The following is a 14,882-nucleotide window of genomic DNA, read 5'->3' as shown; positions in this document are numbered from 1 at the left end:
GCTCCCCGTTTTCATTCCCACCCGCCGCCAGCTTTCTTAATGTTGCCCTCGTACCAGTTCTGAAGAGGGCTTGTAGCAGCCCAGAAAGGCCAACTCCCATGACGCAGCCCAGCCCCGAGCAGTCCAACTCGACTGCCGCCAGCCATTACCCAGCCGTCCACTCGTCGGCAGACACGACGCTCTACGACAAAGACGGACTTCCGGTGCACCCGTCGAAGCAGAAGAGTAAATTAGCCGCTTTCCTTCTGACTTTCTTCCTCTCCGGGATAGGAGCGGGTAATTTCTACCTCGGCCAGACCACCCGCGGGATCTTCAGAATCCTGGGGCATCTGGCCACGCTGATCACCCCTATCCCGTGGGTGGGATGGATCATCGGCGGTCTTACGATCATCATCTTGTTCGCGTGGTGGGTCACCGAACTGATTTTCATCGCTACTGGCAGCGGGGGCTACGACAAGGATTCGCGCGGCGTTCCGCTGAAATCATAACCCGCTTTCAGCCTCCACGCGATGCCTCCCCCGCGCCGGCGGCATTGTCTCGCGCCACTGCTTGATCGAGGTAATGGCACCTTTCGTGTAAACATAGGTGCGGTCGCGCTTGGCCTGTCGCCAGGCTCGCCACACCACCCACGCGATGGCCGTGTATTGAATCACGCCGGCGAGCACCATCGTCGCGAGCGCCACCGAGTTCGAGCCCAAGTAGTTCCACAAAAAGTGAGCGACGAAGGCGACCGAGAGCCACCCGAAGACGACACCGAAGCGCCAGAGCAGGCCGCGCCGCGCCGCGAACAGCGCCTGGCCAAGGCCCCAGCCGACCAGCCCGGTCCAGATGATGTGCAGACCAGGACCGGCGAAGACGCGCAGGACCCAGGCGCCGATGACGCCGTCGAAATCCGAATCTGGGTGCAGCGAGGCCAGCATGGCACCGTAGAGGAAATTCTCGATCGTCTCGAAGCCCAAGCCGACGACGGCGCCCGTCGCCAAGCCGTGCCAGGGCCGGTTGAGCCCGCGGAAGGCCAGCAGGATCACCAGCACGCCCAGCGCCTTGGCCGGTTCTTCGGGGTAGGCGCCGCCGAACGAGGCCAGCGCGTCTTCCCAGCCGGCGGCTTGGGCCATGTAGGTCGCGGGACCGGCGGTGAGCAGCACGATCGTCATGCAGAAACCCGCGCCCCACATCAGGGACGCAACCATCCACCACAGCGTCTGCCCGAAAGGCAGCCTCGGCCAGAAGGGCGTCAGCCGCAGCACCAAGAGGATGAGCGCTAGGTACCCGAAGGAGAACACGAGCCCCATCCCGGCCGCGGTGGTGGAACCCAGGAACCCGACTATCAGGTTAAAGGCGATGAACGGAACCGCGACCACTGTGGCGAGAATCGCGAAGACCAAAAACGTACGGCTCATAGAAACTCCCACGATTCGGACAGAGATTCCGACAGCGACCCCGCCCCGAGTTCCTCCACCGCGGCGGCGAGTTCGGCGGGCAGGGGTTCGTCGTGAAGCGCCCGCCACACCCCGTCGGTGATCGGTAGGAACCTGTCGCTCGCACCGACGTCCTGGACCTGCGCGTACATCGTGCGCCCGCCGTCGATCTCGGTGAGGATGCCGATGCGGTGCGTGAGATCGTCGAAAAGCACCAGCGTGCCGCCAACGTTGATCACCTCTCCGTCGGCCTCGACGAAGCCCGCCGAGCTGGCGCTCATCATGCGACGGAGGGTGCGCTCACGGTCGGCGACCTGGTCGTGGATGATGGATTCGACGAGCACGTCGCCGCAGTCATAGCCGAACATCAGCATCGCTTCGAAGTTGCTGGCGCAGCGCAGCTGCTCGCCGCCGACGGTCACGGGGATTTCGATGTCATGCGACGCCGAGGAGAGTACGACCGGCTCCCGCTCGGTCTGCGCCTGCGGGATCGCTAACATCAGCGCCCACGGAACGCCCATCAGCACCGTGAAAAACGCCACGATAATGGCGATATAGCTGAAGGTACGACGAGGCTTCAGCTGGTATCTACTCGCAGTCACGGCGCGCATACTGCCACAGCCTACCCGGGCCAGCGCCTATTATCGGGGCCATGGATGATCTTTACCGCTACGTCAACGGACCTTGGCTCGATAAGCACGTGATCCCCGACGACCGCGGCGTGGACGGCACCTTCCACCAGCTGCGGGACACCGCCGAGAAGCAGGTGCATGGCCTCGTGGAGACGGACACGGGCCGGGCTGGCACCCTCTACGCCTCGTTTATGGACACCGCCGGGGTCGACGCCGCCGGGCTCGCCCCGCTTGACGACGACCTCGACCGCCTCACGGCCCGCGATGTCACGGAGTTCGCCCGTCGCCTCGGGGAACTGGAGCGCCGCGGGGTGGGGGCGCCGGTGACTTTTTGGGTCGAGAAGGACTCGGGCTCGGAAGACGCCATCGCGTATGTGGTGCAGTCGGGCCTCGGGCTTCCGGATGAGGCCTACTACCGCGACGAGGCACACGCGGAGACGCTCGAGGCGTATCGCGAGCACGTCGCCACGATGCTCGGCTTCCTCGACCCGGCGCGCCTGTTCGGGCTGGACGCCGCCACCGCCGCCGAGCGCACCGTCCGCTTGGAAAAGGAGATCGCCGCAGGTCACTGGGATGTGGTGGCCTCTCGCGACGCGGTGAAGACCTATAACAAGGTCGAGCTGTCCTCGCTGCCGGGCATCATCCAGGAGCTGCTGCGCGCCGGTGGGATGCCCGCCGGCGAGGTCGTCAGCATGATGCCCAGCTACCTCGATCACCTGGCGTCGCTGCTTAGCGACGACCGCCTCGCCGACTGGCAGCTGTGGGGCACGTGGCACATCCTGCGCTCGCGGGCCGGCGTGCTGCCGGAGGAGGTCAGCGCGAAGAACTTCGAGTTCTACGGCACGCGGCTGTCCGGTGCGAAGGAGCAGAAGGCCCGCTGGAAGCGCGGCGTTTCTCTCGCGGAGTCGCTGGTGGGCCAGGAGATCGGCCGGGTCTATGTGGATACGTACTTCCCGGCCAGCTCCAAAAAGGAGATGCTCACGCTCGTCGATTACCTGCTCAAGGCCTACCACGAGCGCATCCAGGCGCTCGACTGGATGACCGACGAGACGAAGCAGAAGGCGCTGGAGAAGCTCGCACAGTTCCGCCCGAAGATCGGATACCCCGACAAGTGGCGCTCCTACGAGGGCCTCGAGTTTCAGTCCGCGGGCGCCGACCTTCTCGATAACGTCCGCGCCGGCGCTCAGTATCTGCACGACTATGAGCTGGGCAAGATCGGCAAGCCGGCGGATCGCGACGAGTGGGTGACCACCCCGCAGACCGTCAACGCCTTCTATAACCCCGTGGTCAACGACGTGACGTTCCCCGCCGCGATCCTCCAGGCGCCGTTCTATGACCCCTCCTTCGACACCCCGGAGCTCTTCGGCGCGATCGGCGCGGTCATCGGCCACGAGATCGGCCACGGCTTCGACGACCAGGGATCGCTTTACGACGGCCACGGCAACCTCGAATCCTGGTGGAACGACGATGATCGCGCCGCGTTCAACGAGCTGACCAGCAAGCTCGTGGATCAATACGACGGTTTGGTGCCCCAGGTTCTGCAGGAGAAGGGAATCGAGACCCGCGGCGTGAACGGAGAGTTCACCCTCGGGGAGAACATCGGCGACCTCGGCGGGCTAGGCATCGCGGTGGTCGCGTATCAGAAATACGTCGAGGCCCACGGCGAGGACGAGCCCAGCGAGTTCGACATCGCCGAAGGCTCGCCCGATATTCAGGGCCGGAAGTTTACCGGCCTGCAGCGCCTCTTCCTGGCGTGGGCGCGCGTGTGGCGCACGGCGATCCGCCCGGAGATGCAGCAGCAGTACCTGGCGATCGACCCGCACGCGCCGGCGGAGTTCCGCTGCAACCAGGTGGTCGCGAACATCGACGAGTTCTACAAGGCCTTCCCCGAGTTCGCGGAGGACGACGAGGGTTACCTCGCCCCCGCCGACCGGGTGACCATCTGGTAACCGGGTCCTAGTTGAACAGACCGTCGGAAAGCACGAGCTCGGCGATGACCAGCGCGTCATCGTCCGAGTCTGTGTCCGAACCCGCATTCGCCGGCGTCGCCGTGAGGTGCAGGCGGGAGGTGGAGTAGCCCGTCTCCCCGCGGCGGAAGGGGTGCGGCAGGTTGGTCATGCGCAGCTTATAGGACAGCACCTCGCCGTTGACGGTGACGGTGCCCACCGCGCGCTGGCGGGTCGCCTCCGCGATTTGGGCTTCCTCGACGGTGGTCTCCGGCTCGTCGCCGGAGCCCTGCAGCCGGAAGGCGGGCGCGGGGCCGTCGGAGTGCGCGGCGCCGTCGTCACCTTGGACGATGGTGCGGATGATCTCGGTGACGGCCACCGGATCGTGCAGCGCGTTGGTGACGAAACGCTTGCCCAAGATATTGTGCTCCATCTCGGTGAGCGTGCCTTCGGGGTCGATCTCGTTTTCCCGGTAGGTCACCGGAAGCTGGATGAGGCGCTGCCGGCTGGAGTCCTCGCCGCCGAAGTAGATCTCGATGCCCACCTTGCCGGCGGGGTCGACGATCCGGGCGGTGCCGATCAGCGTCTTGATGCCGCCGTAGCGGGCGGCGATGTCCTCTTTCGTCGGGTTCAGTTCGGCATCGGGGTAGATTTCTGCGGTTCCACTCATGTTCTGCCTTTCCGAGACGTCTCTTGTATCCCACCCTAGTGTGACGTCGCGCGCTACGCTGGGGCCCATGACTCCTCCCCCGAAGCTCGAGCCAGGTTCGCCAGACGATGATTACCCCTTGAACGAAATGGGCGCCGACAGCTTCCACGTCGGTGGGGTGCGGCGCACCCTGCCTCCCGAAAAGCAGCTGGAGCAGCTGCTCAGCTATATGGAGGCACACTACGAGCTGCCCGATTTCGCCCCGCCGTGGAAGGGCGGCAGCGGGGACCCGGGGCCGGCGGATCGCTACGTCGGAAAGCTTCCGGACCGCATCACCCACGCCGCGATGCTCATGCTCGGTTCGGCCGTCGACCACGCGATGCCGGGCGTGGCTTATGGCCGCGGCGTGGACACCGAGGAGGTGCCCGAGCTCAACGGTCTGATCATGCGCCCGCCGAACCCGAGCGGGAAGTGGGTCATCAGCCTGCATTCCGGCGGCTGGTGGCGCGGCGCGGGCGAGGCGCTGGAGTTCCAGTGGCGCCCGGAGGTCGCCGCGGCGGCCGCGCTGTCGAATACGACGATCCTGGATCTCGACCATCCGCTCGCCCCGGCCGCCAGCCTCGCAGAGATCGACGCCACCGTCGCCCGCGCTCTCGACTGGGCGCGCAGCCAGGGCGCGAAGCACGTCACGGCCTGGGGTTATTCCTCGGGCGGGGCGCTGGCTGCGATGCAGGCCGCGCGTGCCGACGCCCTCGTCCTCACCTTCCCGGACCTGGCGTCCGTCGACAACCTGCCCGCCGACATCCGCGGCGAAATCAGCGTGCCGGAGCCGGATACGTGGCCTAAGACGCTGGTGCAGATCGCCACCCAGGATGAGATCGCCGCCCGGCCGGAAGGTATCGACGACCACTCAGTTAGCGAGTACCTCTCCACCCACCGCATCTCCACCCCGGAGGTCGCCCGCGAGCGGATCCGGGACGTCGCGGAGTTCCTGCGCGAGCTCTAAGCCGCGCGCTAGAGGTTGAGAATATCGTCGGATTCGCGCAGGTCTTCTTCGATCACGGGCTCGTCGACCTCGCAGAGGGTGACCGTGGCTCCGGTGGAATCGGCGATGATGGCGAGGCGCCCGAACTCGGCCTCGAAGGGCGCACGGATGACTTCGCCGCCGAAGTCCGCGGCTACGCGGCAGGCCTGGTCGACGTCAGCCACCCCGAGGAAGGACTGCCAGAAGCTGGGCACGTCCGCGCTGAAGATCTTCTCGGCGTCGCGCAGGCCGGCGAAGGCGGCGCCGTCGCTTAGGGCGGTGGCGAACCCGGTGCCGGCGCCGTCGTCGAGCACCTGGAGGTCCCAGCCGAAGACCTCGTGGTAGAAGTCGATGACCGCACGGAACTGGGAGGTCGCGGAGTAGTCGTGCCAGACGACGGTGCCGGGCTCGCCGGCGGCGATGAAGGCCTCCTCGTCGACCGGTTCGATGAGCCCGAAGAGCCCGCCGGCATTATCGGCGGCGATGCTCATGCGGCCTTGGGGCACGTCGGTGGGTTCGACGAGCACGCGGCCCCCGGCGGTGGCGACGTCGCGGGCGAGCTGATCGATGTCGTCGGCCAGGAAGTAGGTGACCCAGGTATCCGGCGCGGAGCCGTCGTTCGGCAGGATGCCGGCCACGGGCAGGCCCTCGCGGCGGGCGATGAGATGCTCCGGCTCGCCGGTAACCTCCCAGCCTAGAAGCTTGGAGTAGAAGTAGCGGGACTTGCGCGGATCGCTCGAGCGCAGGTCAATCCAGTAGGGCATTCCCCCGTGGGCGGCGAAGGCGGGCATGGTTTAGAGGTTCCTCCACTTCTCGGGGTCGAAGTCGTCGTCGGCGGTGGCTTCGTCGAAGTAGTCGTCGTCTTCTTCCGTGCCCACCAGCGCGCACATCCCCTCGACGCAGACGAGCTCGCCGCCGGTGAGCGTGCGGCCGCGCCGCGTCTCGACGTCCCCGTCCACCGTCACCGCGCCGGCGGCGATGAGCTCTTTGGCCTGACCTCCGGATTCGACGAGCGAGGCCAGCTTGATGAACTGGCCGAGTTTAATGCTGCCTCCGGAGACTGCGACTGTGTCCGTCATGGGCACCGATTTTAGCCGCCGCGTACTAGGCCTGGTCCCTCGGCATGATGTTCATGGTGTCGATGTTCATGTGCGGCGGCAGGGAAGCCACCCAGCGGATCGCCTCGGCGATGTCTGCGGCGCTGAGGTTGAGTTTGTCGGCGTAGACGGCGTCGGCACGCTTTTGGTCGCCGTCGAAACGCACGAGCGAGAAGTCCGTGGCCACCCGGCCGGGGTCGATCTCGGTGACGCGCACGGGGTGGCCGTCGGCGATCTCTTCGATACGCAAAACGCGGGTGAGCGCCTTGAGGCCGAACTTGGCGGCGTTGTAGCCGGAGCCGTTCTCATAGGGATCGAGCCCGGCCTTCGAGCCGATGTTGATGATCAGCCCGTCGCCGGAGGCGCGCAGCTTCGGCAGCAGGGCTTTGGTCATCCGCACCGTGCCGAGCACGTTGGTGTTATACATCCACTCCCAGTGCTCCATGTCCGTATCCAAGAAGCGCTCGAGGCCCTTCGCCCCGCCGGCGTTGTTGACGAGCAGGTCCGCCCGCTCGATCTGGGAGGCGAAATTATCGACGGAGGCCTGGTCCGTGACATCCAACGCGATCGCCCGACCACCGGTGGCCTCGGCGACCTCCTGGAGGCGCTCCAGGCGGCGGGCGCCTAAGACGACGTCCCACCCGGCCTGCGCGAGGGCGTAGGCGGCGGCGGCGCCGATGCCGGAGGAGGCTCCGGTAATCACGGCGACGCGGCGGGCGGATTCGGTGCTGCTACCTGCTGCGCTCATGGTTTCCGATTGTGGTCTAAGACATAGTTACCCGCAAGGGTGTGAGAAGGACTTGCCGCGTCGTGATTCCCGCGTTATTCTCAGACAGGTCCGTAACGAAAACGTTACATTTTTATTCCAATCCGCCACTACCGCGAGCCGTCGCGGCGAACGAATAGAAAGTTTCTCCATGCTCTTTTCGCACTCCGGATCCCGCGGCCGCCATCGCAAGGTCACCACGTCTGAGTCGTTCAAGGGACGCGTTGCGCTGGTCACGGTCGCCGCCGGTACGGTCTCCGCCGCCGGCGCCGGTGGTGCCGCAGCCGCCACTCTGCAGGCAGCACCGGAGAAGGTGGATGTTGATATCGAGAAGACCAGCGACGCGGAGGCCCTTTCCGCCGAGCCGGTGAGCGAGACCCCGCAGGTCCTCGCCATCGCCGAGCACAAGCCGGTCGCCGGCCTGGCGGACCAGCTGGATAAGGCCGTCGCCGCCGTCGAGGAGCGCGAGGCCGCCGAGGCTGCTGCTGCCGCCGCTGAGGCTGCTGCTGCCGCCGCTGCCGCCGCCGAGGGCCTGTCCTCCTCGTCCGCTGGGGATATCCTCAACCCGCTGAACGCGGCCGTCGTCAAGCCGACCGAGGGCGTGTTCACCTCCGGCTTCGGCCCGCGCTGGGGCACGATTCACAAGGGCATCGACATCGCCAACGCCATCGGTACCCCGATCCTCGCGATCATGGACGGCACCGTCATCGACGCCGGCCCGGCCTCCGGCTACGGCAACTGGATCCGCATCAAGCACGACGATGGCTCGATCTCCATCTACGGCCACATGGTCTCGCTGAACGTCAGCGTCGGCGACCGTGTCTCCGCTGGCCAGAACATCGCCGGCATGGGCAACGAGGGCTTCTCCACCGGCTCGCACCTCCACTTCGAGATCCACCCGACCGGCAACGGCGCCGTCGACCCGGTGCCGTGGTTCGCCGAGCGCGGCATCACCATTCAGTAATCCACCTGGCGGATCGTGATGTTGATCCGCCCCTCTTTGACACCGGTCCCGCGCGGGCCGGTGTTCGCGTTGAGGCGGGTAATGCCGTGGTAGACCATCCGCGCCGGCCCGCCGAAGACCACCGCGTCGCCGGAGAGCAGCGTGAGGTCGTCGAAAGGCGCATTCGCGGACTCTGTGCTGGCGAGGCGGAAGACGGCCTCATCCCCGATCGAGAAGCTGACGATGGGGCGGTGGAGGACTCGTGGTCGCCGATATGCATGCCCATCCCCGCCCCGGGTGGGTAGTAGTTCACCAGCGCCGCCTCCGGGCGATAAGAATCCAGCCAGGGCTCGAGCTCTTCCGCCAGCTCCGCGGCCTTTCGCACCGCGGCCTTCGCCAGCGCGACCAGCCGATCCGGCAGCGGGGGCACCGGCACCCCGCCGAGTTCGCGCACGTACCCATAGGGGCGCGTGCGCCAGTGCCGACCCAGCGATAAGACATACGCGCTCATTTGCCCGCCGGCGACCACCGGACGTTGCATCCGCAACGGCGTGCCGGCCACCCCGCGCGCGATCTCGCGGGCCTCGCGCACCAGCCCCGCCTGCGTCTCTAGGCTCAGCCAGCCCGGCAGGTGCGCGATCCCGGCGCGCACGCGGCGGTGGGGGCGCGGGAGGTCGTCGAAAAGCGTGGGCACAGTTTTCCTCCTCGGGCCTTCACGCGCACAATGGGCGCATGACCGAATCCATCAGTGATGCGCACAGCTTTGAGCGCATGGTCTCCGGGCAATGGTATCTGCCGGGAGGTCCGGAGCAGTCCGCCCGGCACGCGCGCGCCCGCGAGCTGAGCCGGAAGATCCACGAGCTGGCAAACACCGATCTGCCGCGGGCGCAGGAGCTTCTGCGCGAGCTGCTCGCGCCCGGCTCGCACGCCCCGGAGATGCTCACGCCTTTCCAGATCGAGTATGGGGTCAACACGACGTTCGGGAAGGATTGTTTCGTCAACTTCGACGTCACGATCCTCGACTGCGGGCCGGTGACGATTGGTGATCGCACCATGATCGGGCCGAAGTGTTCGCTGATTACGGTCACCCACCCGGTCGATGACGTGGCCAAGCGCCGCGCCGGATGGGAGATCACACGAGCGGTGACCATCGGCGAGGATTGCTGGCTGGGCGCCGGCGCCACGATCCTGCCCGGGGTGAGTATCGGCGATCGCGCGGTGGTGGCCGCCGGCACCGTGGTGACGCGTAACGTGCCGGCCGACACCCTGGTCTCCGGGGTGCCGGCGAAGATTGTGCGGGAGCTTCATGTTTGATCTCGAATCCATCGGCGCGGGCCTGCCGGTCGCGGAGACGATCGCTAGGCTAGGCCCGCTCATCGACGCCACCGGCTCCCTCGTCGTCGAGGCCCCACCCGGCACCGGCAAGACCACGCTCGTCCCGCCCGCGCTGGCCCAACACACCGGCGGCAAAGTGCTGGTCACGGCGCCGCGGCGGGTGGCGGTGCGGGCAGCGGCGCGGCGGCTGGCGCTTCTCGACGGCAGCGAGCTCGGCGAACGCGTCGGCTATTCCGTGCGCGGTGAGCACTACGACGGTTCGGCGGTGGAGTTCATGACCCCGGGTGTGCTCATCCGGCGCCTGCTCAACGACCCGGGCCTCGAGTCGGTCACCGGCGTCATCTTCGACGAGGTCCACGAGCGCCAGCTGGATACGGACCTGGTTCTCGGCATGGTCGCGGAGCTACGCGCGCTGCGCGAAGACCTGCAGGTGGTGGCAATGTCGGCGACCCTGGATGCCCGCCGCTTCGCGGAGCTTCTCGACGGCGCCAACATCCTTTCCACCCCCGCCGTGACTCATCCGCTCGAGATCGATTACCAGCCCCATCCCGGCCGCATCGAGGGTACCCGCGAGTTCTACGCGCATCTGGCCCGACTTGCCGAGCAGGCGGTGGCGCGCCGCGGCGAGTCGGCGCTCGTGTTCGTACCCGGCGTGCGCGAGGTCGAGCTGGTGCTCGGCGCCCTGAGCGGGGATTATCCCGCGTTGCCGCTGCACGGGCGGCTTAAAGCGCGCGAGCAGGATGCGGCGCTGGCGCGCTTTGCGCAGCCGCGGATCGTGGTGTCGACCGCCGTGGCGGAATCCTCGCTGACGGTGCCGGGGGTGCGCATCGTCGTCGACTCCGGCCTGTCCCGCGTGCCCCGGCGCGACAGCCTGCGCGGGATGACCGGCTTGGTGACGATCTCCGCCGCCGTCTCCACCGCCGACCAGCGCGCCGGCCGCGCCGGGCGCGAGGGCCCGGGCTGGGTGATCCGCGCGTATGCGGAGAGCGACTACCAGCACTTTGCGGCGCATATCACCCCGGAGATCGCCACCAGCGACCTCACCGACGCCGCGCTTAACCTCGCGGTGTGGGGCACCCCGCGCGGCGAGGGCCTCGCGCTGCTCGATCCTCCCCCGCCCCGCGCGCTGCACGACGCCGAAGACACCCTCCGCGCCCTCCACGCCATCGACGACGAGGGCCGCGCCACCGACACCGGCCACCGCCTCGCCGCCCTCCCGCTGGATCCCCGCCTGGCCGCGGCGCTCGATGCGCACGGCCGCCAGGCCGCCGACGTGATCGCCGTGCTTTCCGAGTCCCCCACCGGGGACGTGGGGCGGGCGCGCGTCGATAAGCGCGTCGCACGACGCCTGCAGCGCCTCGTCGCCGACAAGGGCCCCGTGTCTGCGGGCAGGGTCGTGGCCAGCGCTTTTCCGCAGTGGGTGGCCCGGCGCGCCGGGGAGGACGACTACCTGCTCGCCTCCGGCACCCGCGCCCGCCTGCCCGGCGATTATGGGCTGCGCGGCGCCGAGTGGCTGGCCGTCGCCGACGTCTCGCGCACGCAGAAGGGCTCGGTGATTCGGGCGGCGGCGCGTATCGACGAAGCCGACGCCCTAGCCGCCGTGGGCGTGGAGGAGCGGGTCGTCGCGACGCTGCACGAAGGTTCCGTCCGCGGCCGCAAAGTCCGCCGGGCCGGGGCGATCGAGTTGTCTTCGACGCCCGTGCGCGTCGCGCCTGACCAGGCGGCCAGCGCTTTGGCGGACTCCGTGAGCGCCGCGGATTTCACCTACTCGCCGAAGGCGGCGGCGCTACGCGACCGGCTCGCCTTCCTCCACGAGCAGTGCGGCGAGCCGTGGCCGGATCCCGCGCGCGCCGACGTCGGCCCGGAGCTCGAGCACGTCGCACGCGGCACGCCGCTGGCCAAGGTGGACATGTACCCCGCGATGCAGCGGATCCTGCCCTGGCCGGAGGCCTCGCGTCTCGACGACCTCGCGCCCTCGCGCCTCCACGTGCCGAGCGGCTCCAACCCGCGCATCGACTACTCCACCGGCCGTCCCGTCGTCCGCGTCAAGCTGCAGGAATGCTTCGGGATGACCACTTCTCCCGAATGCGCGGGCGTGAAGGTGCAGTTCCACTTGCTCTCGCCGGCGGGGCGGCCGCTGGCGGTCACCGATGACCTCGAGAGTTTCTTCTCCGGGCCCTATCAGGAGGTGCGCAAGGACATGCGGGGGCGCTATCCTAAACATCCTTGGCCCGAGGATCCCTGGACCGCGACCGCAACAGCGAAAACGACCGCGAGGACGAAGAAATGATGCGTTGGCTATTCGTCGCTCCCGCCTCCGTCGCCGTGGGCGCGCTGCTGAGCTGGCTCGACGTCCCGGCGGCCTGGATTCTCGGCGCGATCCTCGTCTCCGGCTCGCTCGTCTTATCGACGGGCCGCGAACTCGAAGTCAACCCCCACTTCTACCGTTTCGCCCGCGGGATGATCGGCATCTTAGCGGCGGTGCCGCTCGTCGGGGTGCCGCCGGGCCAGCTGCTCGGGGTGTTGCCGGCGGGGCTCATGGTGGCGGTGATCACGGTCGGGATCGGCATCGTCGGCGGTCTGCTGCTGGCGCGTTCGCAGCGTGACATCTCTCCCGAATCCGGGGTGCTGTCGATGCTCGCCGGCGGGGCGTCGATGATGCCGGCGATCGCCACCGAGGTGGGTGCCGACATGCGCTTCGTGGTCCTCGGCCAATACCTGCGCCTGCTGGCGGTCTCGGTGACGTTGCCGCTGGTCGCGGGCATTCTCACCTGGCCCGACAACCAATCCAGCGCGCTGACCATCGGCGGCGACCAGCCCTGGTGGATGCTGCTCCTCGTGGTGACGGTGGCGCTCGTCGGCGAAAGGCTGGGCCGCCTCGTGCACCTGCCGGTACCCAGCGTGTTCGCCCCGCTCTTGTTGACGGTGCTCATCTCCTGGGCACTTCCCGACGGCCTGACCATGGCCCCACCCGAAGCCCTGACCATCCTGGCGTTCCTCTCGATAGGCTGGGTCTGCGGCGGCGCACTCTCCGTGCCCGCGCTCAAAGCGTTCTCGCGGAACCTGCCGGCGACGATCGCGTTCATCGTGATCGTGATGGCTGCCTGCGCGCTCACCGCCGTGCCGCTGGTCGGGTGGCTAGATATCACCTACTTCGAAGCGTACTTAGCGACGAGCCCCGGCGCGCTAGAAACCGTCCTCGCCCTGGGCGCCGAAGGCGGTGCCGGCTACGAGGTGGTCGGACTCCAGCTGATCCGCCTGATCATGGTGCTGCTGGTCGCAGGCTGGCTGCCGCAGCTCTTGCGGTTGATCCTGCGGAGGTAGGTTGGTTGGGGTTTTGCGCTCGTTTTTGGCTCGCGCGGTCGAAAGGAGGCGCCCCGAAACGAGGGGGTGCGGGGTCGAAAGGGCGCTGTTTTCGGACTCCTTTCGGTGAGGGTGAATTCGACCGCGCGGGCGCTGTTTTGGGCTGTGGCGCGTTGACTGTGACCCGTGAGGCGTAAGACGGCGGGGATCGACTATGCGGCGGCATAGTAGTTCGGACTCCAGCAGCGTAAGGGGCCGCCGAGCCTATGCCATGGCATAGTTCAGGCTCGGCGCTCGCTCGAGAACTATGCGGCCGCATAGTGACTCGGGCTCGAAAGCAGGTGTTTGCTGTGAACAGCACTCCGATTACGCGCGTGCGTAATCTAGGTAGTTACTATGCGGCCGCATAGTGGGATCTAAAAGAGCTCCTAGACCCACAAGCCGAGAGTATTGGTCAAGTCCACGCGAGTGGTGTATCTGCCTTTCGATAAAACAAGCAGCATGACGATCTCAGGGACCGGCACGAGCCCGATGGTGCGACTGGCTCATGCAACCTCCTGAACAATGTCGCCGGCATCGATGTGGTGGGCAGCCATCATGGTCTTCGTCTGCTCCAGGCTCGTCAACGACATGTAGCGCTTCTGCTGGATCCTTCTCATCATGCTGCTTTGCCAACACGGCACCAACCAGGCGGATCACCGCGTCGCGGTTGGGGAAGATCCCCACCACATCGGTGCGCCGGCAGATCTCCCGGTTCAGCCGCTCGGTGGGGTTGTTCGACCACACCTTCGTCCACACTGCTTTCGGGGCGTGGGTGAACGCGAGTAGCTCATCCAGGGCTTCTTCCAGGTAGTCGGCCACGTGCGGGAACTTCTGCTCACAGAAAGTCACTACGTCCCGGGCCTGGTTCCACACCGATGCGGCGTCCGGTTGCTGGAAGATCGTCTGGAACATCGCCGACAAGGTCGGCCATTGGCTTTTGGGCACCACTCCGGAGAGGTTCTTCGCGCAATGCGTCCGGCAGCGTTGACAGGAGGCGTTGGGCAGGACCTCGCCGATGACGCGTGCTGGATGCCCACGTATGCGTCGCTGGTGACCAGGTACACCTCGTTTAAGCCGCGGGCTTTCAGGTCGCGGAAGAAACCCGGTCCACGAGGCCACCGACTCGGAGGTGGCGACCTGCATACCGAGTAGTTCGCGGTAGCCTTCCGCGTTCACGCCGGTGGCCAGCAGCACGGAGGTTTTCACGACCCGTCCGCCTTCACGCACCTTCATCGTCAACGCGTCGCAGGAAACATACAGGTAGGGGACGGTATCCAGGGGTCGGGTGCGGAAGTCCTCCACCATCTGATCAAGATCTTTGGCCATCTCTTAAGACCTGAGACTTCGACAGGTTGTTGATCTCCAGGCTGGCGACCAGGTCGTTCATCCTGCGGGTGGAGATACCCTTGAGGTAGCAGGTGGCGATCACGGTGGTCAAGGCCCGTTCGGTGCGGGTGCGCCGTTTAAGCAGCCAGTCCGGGAAGAAGGAACCGGTGCGTAGTTTCGGCACGGCGACGTCGATGGTGCCGACTCTGGTGTCGAGGTCGCGGTGGCGGTAGCCGTTTCGGACGTTGGTGCGGTTGTCACTGACGGTGGCGTCCTCGGCGCCGCAGACTTAGTCGGCCTGGGTCGAAAAGGATCTGGTTGATAAACCTTGGAGCATCTCGCGCATTAGGTCCGGGGAGGCTTGGGCCAGTAGTTCGTCGAGGTAGGTAGTCGGGTCGATA

The 14,882-nt window shown here is 66.9% G+C and carries 14 protein-coding genes and 2 pseudogenes; 7 read left to right on the top strand and 9 right to left on the bottom strand.

Annotated elements, in window-relative coordinates:
* Positions 1 to 98 precede the first annotated feature (98 nt).
* Complete coding sequence (locus C3B44_RS00525; RefSeq protein ID WP_108430644.1) at positions 99 to 488, top strand: TM2 domain-containing protein; 390 nt, start codon at positions 99 to 101, stop codon at positions 486 to 488.
* Here C3B44_RS00525 and C3B44_RS00520 read toward each other — a convergent pair.
* Positions 483 to 1,400, bottom strand: a complete 918-nt coding sequence (locus C3B44_RS00520) for a PrsW family intramembrane metalloprotease (RefSeq protein WP_108430643.1) — start codon at positions 1,398 to 1,400, stop codon at positions 483 to 485. The two genes, C3B44_RS00525 and C3B44_RS00520, sit on opposite strands and share 6 nt — an antisense overlap.
* Positions 1,397 to 2,029: a hypothetical protein gene (locus C3B44_RS00515; protein WP_108430642.1), complete on the bottom strand. Its 633-nt coding sequence runs from the start codon at positions 2,027 to 2,029 to the stop codon at positions 1,397 to 1,399. The genes C3B44_RS00520 and C3B44_RS00515 overlap by 4 nt, the downstream gene beginning before the upstream one ends.
* 41 nt (positions 2,030 to 2,070) lie before the next feature.
* On the opposite strand from C3B44_RS00515, the gene C3B44_RS00510 reads away from it, so the two are divergent.
* The gene (locus tag C3B44_RS00510) at positions 2,071 to 3,999 is read left to right on the top strand and encodes a M13 family metallopeptidase (RefSeq protein ID WP_199222439.1); all 1,929 of its coding nucleotides are present in this window, start codon (positions 2,071 to 2,073) and stop codon (positions 3,997 to 3,999) included.
* A gap of 7 nt (positions 4,000 to 4,006) precedes the next feature.
* Here the strand turns inward: C3B44_RS00510 and C3B44_RS00505 are convergent, their stop codons facing one another.
* The gene (locus tag C3B44_RS00505; RefSeq protein WP_108430640.1) at positions 4,007 to 4,666 is read right to left on the bottom strand and encodes a CG0192 family protein; all 660 of its coding nucleotides are present in this window, start codon (positions 4,664 to 4,666) and stop codon (positions 4,007 to 4,009) included.
* 127 nt (positions 4,667 to 4,793) lie between these two features.
* Here C3B44_RS00505 and C3B44_RS00500 point away from each other — a divergent pair, with 127 nt between their 5' ends.
* Complete coding sequence (locus tag C3B44_RS00500; RefSeq protein ID WP_199222444.1) at positions 4,794 to 5,651, top strand: alpha/beta hydrolase family protein; 858 nt, start codon at positions 4,794 to 4,796, stop codon at positions 5,649 to 5,651.
* Between the two features lie 8 nt (positions 5,652 to 5,659).
* Here the strand turns inward: C3B44_RS00500 and C3B44_RS00495 are convergent, their stop codons facing one another.
* The 3 genes from C3B44_RS00495 to C3B44_RS00485 are packed head-to-tail and all read right to left on the bottom strand — an operon-like array spanning position 5,660 to position 7,514.
* Positions 5,660 to 6,460, bottom strand: coding sequence for a VOC family protein (locus tag C3B44_RS00495; protein ID WP_108430638.1), 801 nt, complete (start codon positions 6,458 to 6,460; stop codon positions 5,660 to 5,662).
* Positions 6,461 to 6,463: 3 nt separating this feature from the next.
* Entirely contained in the window at positions 6,464 to 6,748 is a 285-nt protein-coding gene (locus C3B44_RS00490; protein WP_108430637.1) for an RNA-binding S4 domain-containing protein, read from the bottom strand.
* A gap of 25 nt (positions 6,749 to 6,773) precedes the next feature.
* Complete coding sequence (locus tag C3B44_RS00485; protein WP_108430636.1) at positions 6,774 to 7,514, bottom strand: SDR family oxidoreductase; 741 nt, start codon at positions 7,512 to 7,514, stop codon at positions 6,774 to 6,776.
* Between the two features lie 169 nt (positions 7,515 to 7,683).
* On the opposite strand from C3B44_RS00485, the gene C3B44_RS00480 reads away from it, so the two are divergent.
* Complete coding sequence (locus C3B44_RS00480; RefSeq protein WP_108430635.1) at positions 7,684 to 8,496, top strand: M23 family metallopeptidase; 813 nt, start codon at positions 7,684 to 7,686, stop codon at positions 8,494 to 8,496.
* On the opposite strand, the pseudogene C3B44_RS00475 reads toward C3B44_RS00480, so the two are convergent.
* Positions 8,490 to 9,169, bottom strand: a pseudogene (locus C3B44_RS00475) (alpha-ketoglutarate-dependent dioxygenase AlkB). The gene C3B44_RS00480 and the pseudogene C3B44_RS00475 sit on opposite strands and share 7 nt — an antisense overlap.
* A 38-nt stretch (positions 9,170 to 9,207) precedes the next feature.
* On the opposite strand from C3B44_RS00475, the gene C3B44_RS12045 reads away from it, so the two are divergent.
* From C3B44_RS12045 to C3B44_RS00460, 3 genes are read left to right on the top strand one after another with little or no spacing between them, the layout of a single operon-like run.
* Positions 9,208 to 9,789 carry a sugar O-acetyltransferase gene (locus C3B44_RS12045; protein ID WP_278320635.1) on the top strand — a complete coding sequence of 194 codons (582 nt, stop codon included), beginning with the start codon at positions 9,208 to 9,210 and terminating at the stop codon, positions 9,787 to 9,789.
* On the top strand, positions 9,782 to 12,100 hold the full coding sequence (hrpB, locus tag C3B44_RS00465) for an ATP-dependent helicase HrpB (protein WP_108430634.1): 2,319 nt from the start codon (positions 9,782 to 9,784) through the stop codon (positions 12,098 to 12,100). Before C3B44_RS12045 ends, hrpB begins: the two co-directional genes overlap by 8 nt.
* On the top strand, positions 12,097 to 13,134 hold the full coding sequence (locus C3B44_RS00460; RefSeq protein WP_108430633.1) for an AbrB family transcriptional regulator: 1,038 nt from the start codon (positions 12,097 to 12,099) through the stop codon (positions 13,132 to 13,134). The genes hrpB and C3B44_RS00460 overlap by 4 nt, the downstream gene beginning before the upstream one ends.
* Positions 13,135 to 13,623: 489 nt before the next feature.
* Here the strand turns inward: C3B44_RS00460 and C3B44_RS00455 are convergent, their stop codons facing one another.
* Together C3B44_RS00455 and C3B44_RS12040 are read right to left on the bottom strand one after the other, a co-directional pair.
* A complete protein-coding gene (locus tag C3B44_RS00455) occupies positions 13,624 to 14,481 on the bottom strand; it encodes an IS256 family transposase (protein ID WP_278320634.1) in 858 nt (285 codons plus the stop codon).
* Positions 14,465 to 14,707, bottom strand: a pseudogene (locus C3B44_RS12040) (transposase); the annotation flags it as partial. The pseudogene C3B44_RS12040 and the gene C3B44_RS00455, both read right to left, overlap by 17 nt.
* Between the last annotated feature and the right edge of the window lie 175 nt (positions 14,708 to 14,882).

Origin of the sequence: Corynebacterium yudongzhengii (assembly GCF_003065405.1) — a bacterium.
GTDB classification, from domain to species: Bacteria; Actinomycetota; Actinomycetes; order Mycobacteriales; family Mycobacteriaceae; genus Corynebacterium; species Corynebacterium yudongzhengii.
The sequence above is the reverse complement of the archived record's forward strand: the minus strand, read 5'-3'. Positions and strand labels throughout refer to the sequence as shown.

Bases quoted from the DNA above. Each gene is read 5' to 3' on its own strand.
- hrpB (WP_108430634.1), top strand. From the start codon at position 9,782: ATGTTTGATCTCGAATCCATCGGCGCGGGCCTGCCGGTCGCGGAGACG.
- C3B44_RS00520 (WP_108430643.1), bottom strand. From the start codon at position 1,400: ATGAGCCGTACGTTTTTGGTCTTCGCGATTCTCGCCACAGTGGTCGCG.
- C3B44_RS00500 (WP_199222444.1), top strand. From the start codon at position 4,794: ATGGGCGCCGACAGCTTCCACGTCGGTGGGGTGCGGCGCACCCTGCCT.
- C3B44_RS00510 (WP_199222439.1), top strand. From the start codon at position 2,071: ATGGATGATCTTTACCGCTACGTCAACGGACCTTGGCTCGATAAGCAC.
- C3B44_RS00495 (WP_108430638.1), bottom strand. From the start codon at position 6,460: ATGCCCGCCTTCGCCGCCCACGGGGGAATGCCCTACTGGATTGACCTG.
- C3B44_RS00490 (WP_108430637.1), bottom strand. From the start codon at position 6,748: ATGACGGACACAGTCGCAGTCTCCGGAGGCAGCATTAAACTCGGCCAG.
- C3B44_RS00505 (WP_108430640.1), bottom strand. From the start codon at position 4,666: ATGAGTGGAACCGCAGAAATCTACCCCGATGCCGAACTGAACCCGACG.
- C3B44_RS12045 (WP_278320635.1), top strand. From the start codon at position 9,208: ATGACCGAATCCATCAGTGATGCGCACAGCTTTGAGCGCATGGTCTCC.
- C3B44_RS00480 (WP_108430635.1), top strand. From the start codon at position 7,684: ATGCTCTTTTCGCACTCCGGATCCCGCGGCCGCCATCGCAAGGTCACC.
- C3B44_RS00485 (WP_108430636.1), bottom strand. From the start codon at position 7,514: ATGAGCGCAGCAGGTAGCAGCACCGAATCCGCCCGCCGCGTCGCCGTG.
- C3B44_RS00455 (WP_278320634.1), bottom strand. From the start codon at position 14,481: ATGGCCAAAGATCTTGATCAGATGGTGGAGGACTTCCGCACCCGACCC.
- C3B44_RS00460 (WP_108430633.1), top strand. From the start codon at position 12,097: ATGATGCGTTGGCTATTCGTCGCTCCCGCCTCCGTCGCCGTGGGCGCG.
- C3B44_RS00525 (WP_108430644.1), top strand. From the start codon at position 99: ATGACGCAGCCCAGCCCCGAGCAGTCCAACTCGACTGCCGCCAGCCAT.
- C3B44_RS00515 (WP_108430642.1), bottom strand. From the start codon at position 2,029: ATGCGCGCCGTGACTGCGAGTAGATACCAGCTGAAGCCTCGTCGTACC.